The organism is Dickeya zeae NCPPB 2538 (assembly GCF_000406165.1).
Lineage (GTDB): Bacteria > Pseudomonadota > Gammaproteobacteria > Enterobacterales > Enterobacteriaceae > Dickeya > Dickeya zeae.
Map to the genome: position 1 here is coordinate 1,839,947 of NZ_CM001977.1, position 4,767 is coordinate 1,844,713.

5 protein-coding genes are annotated in these 4,767 nt (G+C 50.6%); 3 read left to right on the forward strand and 2 right to left on the reverse strand.

The window, feature by feature from the left end:
- The 3 genes from DZE2538_RS21225 to DZE2538_RS08045 form a co-directional block, all read left to right on the forward strand.
- Positions 1–514 (forward strand): phage tail protein (locus DZE2538_RS21225; RefSeq protein WP_236617007.1); only part of this gene is annotated, 514 nt, incomplete at its 5' end.
- 167 nt (positions 515–681) lie between these two features.
- Positions 682–2,037, forward strand: coding sequence for an esterase-like activity of phytase family protein (locus DZE2538_RS08040; RefSeq protein WP_038916042.1), 1,356 nt, complete (start codon positions 682–684; stop codon positions 2,035–2,037).
- 153 nt (positions 2,038–2,190) lie between these two features.
- Positions 2,191–3,537 (forward strand): MFS transporter, encoded by a 1,347-nt coding sequence (locus DZE2538_RS08045; protein WP_038916043.1) that lies wholly within the window; start codon positions 2,191–2,193, stop codon positions 3,535–3,537.
- 89 nt (positions 3,538–3,626) lie between these two features.
- Here the strand turns inward: DZE2538_RS08045 and smrA are convergent, their stop codons facing one another.
- Positions 3,627–4,193 carry a DNA endonuclease SmrA gene (smrA, locus tag DZE2538_RS08050; RefSeq protein ID WP_038916044.1) on the reverse strand — a complete coding sequence of 189 codons (567 nt, stop codon included), beginning with the start codon at positions 4,191–4,193 and terminating at the stop codon, positions 3,627–3,629.
- 144 nt (positions 4,194–4,337) lie between these two features.
- On the reverse strand, positions 4,338–4,767 hold a 430-nt coding region (locus DZE2538_RS08055; protein WP_038916045.1), incomplete at its 5' end, for a phage tail protein.

Below are 4,767 nucleotides of genomic sequence, written 5' to 3' on the forward strand. Positions count from 1 at the left end.
CATCCCGCTGCCCTGGCCACAGGCGACGCCGCCTGCTGGCTGGCTGAAATGCAACGGTCAGGCTTTCGACAAAAACGCCTTCCCGAAACTGGCACAGGTCTACCCCGGAGGGGTATTACCGGACCTGCGCGGCGAATTTATTCGTGGCTGGGATGATGGGCGTGGGGTGGATGCGGGGAGAGGGCTTTTATCACGACAGGCACCGACCCTTATTACTGCTAACATCGGCCCTGATGTAGCACAATTGTTAGTAGTTGAAGGATCCACCGCTAACACAGCGACAATTGCTGAGTTTAATCAATCAATGCAAACCGATACGATCGTAGATGCTGATTATGGACCAGCATTGAAAGGTTATTCTTATGCCATAAATGGATACGCTTATACAGGAAATAGCAATCAGAGAAGTGTCGATACGAATGCTAATCGCCCATTAAACAATAATCCCTACTTTATTGCTGGCGGTTCTCGCCCCCGCAATATCGCCTTTAGCTATATTGTGAGGGCGGCCTGACGGTTGAGTTGATTTCCCCACTTGCCGTATAGCCCCCATCAGTACGCGATTACGCGGTGAGGAAACTCGCCGCGTTTTCTAAAGTAATCGGCTATGGGGATTGTCATACAAGCGTCGTATTACCGTCTTAGTGTAATCTCGCCACTTCTCTATCACGGGATTCAACTATGCGCTTTGGCTTACCTCTTCTCCCTATGATGCTGTTAACCCATGCAATCTACGCTGCCGACATTCAAACCGACCAATACCAGATTACCTTTCCTGATAATGATCGGGTGAGTTATCACGGTAAATGGCAAGCGCGTTTTCCGAATGGTTTTCCAATGGGTGTCGGTTCTGGGTTGTCATTTATCAGGCGTGAGGGGGACAAGCTGATATTTGTTACCGTCACTGATCGTGGGCCAAATGCCGATGCTCCGGAATATCAGGGGAAAGAGGCGAAAATATTTGCTGCTCCTGATTTTACCCCTACGATGATGACTATTACCGTGGACACTAAAAGCGCACAAGCCACTGCGCTACATCCATTACATGATGAATCGGGCCCCGCTAGCGGTTTGCCATTACCTGGCACCTTGATCGGCACAACCAATGAAGTGGCACTCAGTGATATGTTGCAAACGCTGCCAAACGATCGTCGGGGATTAGATACTGAAGGGATTACACCCGATGGTCTGGGAGGATTTTGGATCTCAGATGAATACGGCCCATTTCTGATCCAGACTGATGCACAAGGTAAGATCCTGAAAAAAGTGGGGCCAACCCCATTAAGTAGCGAACAAGGGATTGCCAGTGGTCTCCCGAACATTCTTAAATGGCGGCAACCTAACCGGGGCTTTGAAGGTATCACCCGAATGCCTGATGGACGCATTCTGGTGGCGGTACAAAGTACACTGAATATTGATGGGAAAACGCAAAATAAAGCACTGTTCACCCGCCTGGTCAGTTTTGATCCCGCAACAGGTAAAACAGCGATGTATGGTTATCCGCTGGATGCCGAAAAATGGAAGAAGACTGGCGATGCCAAAATTGGTGACATGGTCGCGCTGAACGATCATGAAGTGTTAGTGATTGAACAAGGGGCGGATAAAGACCAAGTCATGCACAACCTTATTTATCGTGTTGATCTGGATGGGGCCAGCGACTTGACCACGCTGGATTCGACACAGCCCCCAGAGTGGAACGATGCCGAAACACTGAAAAAGCGCGGTATTGTACTGGCGAAAAAGCAGCAATTGGTCGATTTACGCCAGTTAGGCTGGAAACCGGAAAAAGCAGAAGGGCTAGCGCTGATTGATACCAGCACGCTGGCAGTAACCAATGACAACGATTTTGGTTTACAGTCTGTGCTGATCAACCCTGCCAACGGTGTAAAGAAAATTGGTAAATATCAGGTGGGGTCTGATGGCAAACTGTCGTTAAACGGCCAGCCGGTCAATACCCAACTGGAGCTGGAGCCACTACCTAAAGATGAGGCAACCAGCCAACTGTGGATTATTCATCTTCCCCAGCCACTCCAGTAAAATCCAGCAACTTGCCGGGCAGCGTTTCTCCTAAGGAGGCGCTGCTTTTTCATTGTTACACAAAATTTTCTCAGCATCGTATTTCCCTATCGGAAATGATTGTTTACAGTGTAAGCCATTGTGAACATTTTGCGGTATTGTTGGAGAAAAAGCGTGACAGGTTCCACCGCGATTGACGTACGACAGCTGATTAACCAGCGCCCGCTTGGCGCTTACCAGAAACTGATCGTTGTCCTGTGTTTTTGCATTATTGCGCTTGATGGTATGGACATCGCCATCATGGGGTTTATTGCTCCTTCGCTGAAAACGGCGTGGGGAATTGGCAATGCAGAGTTAGCTGTGGTTATCAGCGCGGCTTTGATTGGTCTGGCGGTAGGCGCCATGGTGTCTGGCCCGCTGGCAGACTGGCGTGGGCGTAAAACTATCATTATCGTCAGTGTATTTTTGTTTGGGCTGTGGACGCTGCTGACTGCATTCTCCGAAAACCTACAGCACATGGTCATCTTTCGCTTTTTGACCGGGTTAGGTCTGGGGGCGGCGATGCCAAATGTGGGTACGCTAGTTTCAGAATTTGCTCCGGAGAAAAAACGCTCCTTCATCATTACCGTGGTTTTTTGTGGTTTTAGCTTCGGTGCCGCCAGCGGTGGATTTGCGGCCTCATGGATGATTCCACAGTGGGGCTGGCATTCTGTCTTACTGCTGGGAGGGGTTTTACCGCTGTTATTGGTGCCGTTCCTGTTGCTAAGGCTACCCGAGTCGGTACGCTTTTTGGTTAGCAAGCGGGCAGACTCACGGCAGATACACCACATTGTGGACAAGATAGCCCCCGGCGTAACCCAGGCTGATAGCCTGTTTGCCATGCCGACAGCAGAGAAACCACCGGCGTTTGCCGTGCGACTAGTGTTATCACGCTCTTATCGTTTCGGCAGTATTATGCTGTGGGGGGGCTATTTCTTTGGCCTGTTCATGGTGTATTTGCTGGGAAGCTGGTTGCCGACCGTTATCAAAGAAGCGGGCATGACCGTGACCGAAGCGACCGTCATCACGGCACTTTATCAAGCAGGCGGTACATTCGGTTCGTTATTTGCCGGCTGGCTGATGGACCGGGTTAACCCGCATCTGGCGTTGGGCGTCATTTATGCCGCCGGTGGTGTTGCCACAGCAATGATTGGCGTCACTCATGCGTATTTCGTGCTTCTGGCTGTGGTGGCTTTTAGCAGTGGTTTCTGCCTTAACGGTGCCAACACCGGCATGAATGCGCTTTCGGCGCGTTATTATCCGACTGAGGCCCGAGCTACCGGTTCCGGCTGGATGCATGGCATTGGGCGCATGGGGGCCATCATGAGTGCGTTTGCCGGTGCTCAAGTGGTCAGTATGGGGTGGGGATTGAGCGCTATGTTCACTATTCTTGCCATTCCGGCGCTACTGACATCGCTGATGATCTTCGCTAAGGGGCAGTTTGGCCATAATCGTCCCCCTATCGCAGAATTGAGTTATTAGCGTTGAGCTATTTTAGTTTAGCGTTGAACAATTAATGTATTCACGCCCGGTCAGCCGGGCGTTTTTGTTATAAGACGAAGCCAAAAATGTTACCGGCTACGTTTTGAATGCCTCTCGCGGTTATCCTGTCGGGCTTGCTCTGATTTTCTCAGCGACACATAACAGGCACCAGTACCACCATGAAATGGCTGAGCAACACAGCATGCCTGTACCGCATCAAACTGCTGCAACCAGCGCAACAGGTAGTTACGCACCACATTGGCATGCGACTTATCGTGGCGACTTTTTCCGTGAATGATCAGCAAATTGCGTAAATTCTCCTGCTGTGCCCGTAACATGAATGCGAACAAATTCTGTCGACAGGTTTCGATGGGTTGTCGCAACAAATTCAGGCTGGCATCCAGCGCATATTTTCCCTGGCGTAATTTGTCCACCACCCCTTGCTGGATGCCTTCTCTTTTGAACTCCAATGGTGTGTCACACGAAACCAGATCCAAAAATCCAGTAATCAGGAAATTATCCAGCTCGGGTTCTTGCATACGATGAGGCGTCACATTCGGGAAAGAGGACTTCAGGTGAACGACGGTTGAGGACGGCTTGAGCGGTTTGACATCGTCCATGGCGTTAAGGAATAGGGCTTTTTCGTCAGGAGTCATTGTGTCACTCGCAATAATCTACTTAACTACGCCCCTACTATAACCAGAGCGCCATCAAATATCACCCAGTAAACGGAAACGCGGCGAGTTTCCTCACCGCGTAAATAGTAGTGTGACTGCTACTGGACCTATACAGCCAAATAATCAGGCTGCCCTCACGATATAGCTAAAGGCGATATTGCGGGGGCGGTTTTCGTTGGCTGTCGGGACGACCCTAGATGCATCGAATGCAAAATCATCAGATAGGTTCACGCTTGAATACGATGTTGCCGATACCCCGCTGCGTGTACCGTAGTCATAGAATGCGCCTACAAATGCATCAAAAAACACACTACCACCGCTTATAGCACCGGTTATATTTCGGATGGCATCTCCCTGTATTGACAGTAATGATCGCCCCGCATCCACCCCACGCCCATCATCCCAGCCACGAATAAACTCGCCGCGCAGGTCCGGTAACACCCCGCCGGGGTAGACTTGTGCCAGTTTCGGGAAGGCGTTTTTGTCGAAAGCCTGACCGTTGCATTTGAGCCAGCCAGCAGGCGGCGTCGCCTGTGGCCAGGGCAACGGAATA

Coding starts and splice junctions, on each gene's coding strand:
- DZE2538_RS08040 (WP_038916042.1), top strand. CDS start 682: ATGCGCTTTGGCTTACCTCTTCTCCCTATGATGCTGTTAACCCATGCA.
- smrA (WP_038916044.1), bottom strand. CDS start 4,193: ATGACTCCTGACGAAAAAGCCCTATTCCTTAACGCCATGGACGATGTC.